Origin of the sequence: Bacillus sp. SIMBA_031, from assembly GCF_046535225.1 — a bacterium.
GTDB lineage: Bacteria > Bacillota > Bacilli > Bacillales > Bacillaceae > Bacillus > Bacillus velezensis.
Map to the genome: position 1 here is coordinate 1 of NZ_JAWRXC010000223.1, position 273 is coordinate 273.

The window sequence follows — 273 nt, forward strand, 5'->3', positions numbered from 1 at the left end:
GCCGAGGTAGGTCCGGCCGGTACGGCATGGCTGCGATTGAGCATGGGCGCCATCATCTTCCTGGCCATTGCGCGCCCGCCGATCCGTTCGATCCGCCGCCCCGATATCCTTCCCCTGCTGGGACTTGGAGTCGCCACCGGCCTCATGACCATCATGTTCCTCGCCGCCATTGAGCGCATACCGTTGGGCACCACGGTGGCCATCGAGTTCCTCGGCCCCCTGACAGTGGCAGCAATCCGAAGCCACAATAGGAAGGCACTGGTGTGGCCGGTC

General features: G+C 64.8%; 1 protein-coding gene. It reads left to right on the forward strand.

The genetic code is table 11. The features are described from left to right. Positions 1 to 42 precede the first annotated feature (42 nt). A partial coding sequence (locus SB724_RS20105; RefSeq protein ID WP_486304059.1) for a hypothetical protein occupies positions 43 to 273 on the forward strand: 231 nt, incomplete at its 3' end.